Annotated in this window: 1 protein-coding gene; it reads right to left on the reverse strand. The window is 64.6% G+C overall.

Annotation, left to right across the window (positions count from 1 at the left end; translation table 11 throughout):
* Positions 1–426: DEAD/DEAH box helicase (locus FY251_RS21635; RefSeq protein WP_342765791.1), on the reverse strand; the 426-nt coding region annotated here is incomplete at both ends.

The following is a 426-nucleotide window of genomic DNA, read 5'->3' on the forward strand; positions in this document are numbered from 1 at the left end:
GTACGGCGCGGAGCTGTACTCCAGTTTGCGTGAAATCTGGTGACACCGGCGTCGGGAGTTCGTGAAGATGATGGTCTGGCCGCGGTACCCCTTGCTCGACTTGTTGTCGAAGGCTCGCTTGACGAGCTTCTTTTCGGTCTCGATCTTCTCGCGGCCGTCGGCGAACGTGACGTGGCGCTCGATGGGGACCGGCCGCTCCTCGAACTCGATGAGCGTCGCCCGGAGCTGGTCGGCCAGCTGGCCGGGGTTGCCGACCGTCGCCGAGAGATAGATCCATTGCGTGTCGCCGCTGTCGGGTGCGCCGCCGGACTCGCAGTAGTATTTGAGTCTGGAAATCAGGCCGTCGAGGCGGTGGCCTCGCTCGTCCTCGCCGAGCGTATGGACCTCGTCGATGACGACCGTACCGACCGTCCCGAGGTCCTTGCC

This window comes from Haloferax sp. KTX1, from assembly GCF_902410085.1.
In the GTDB taxonomy this organism is placed as follows: domain Archaea; phylum Halobacteriota; class Halobacteria; order Halobacteriales; family Haloferacaceae; genus Haloferax; species Haloferax massiliensis.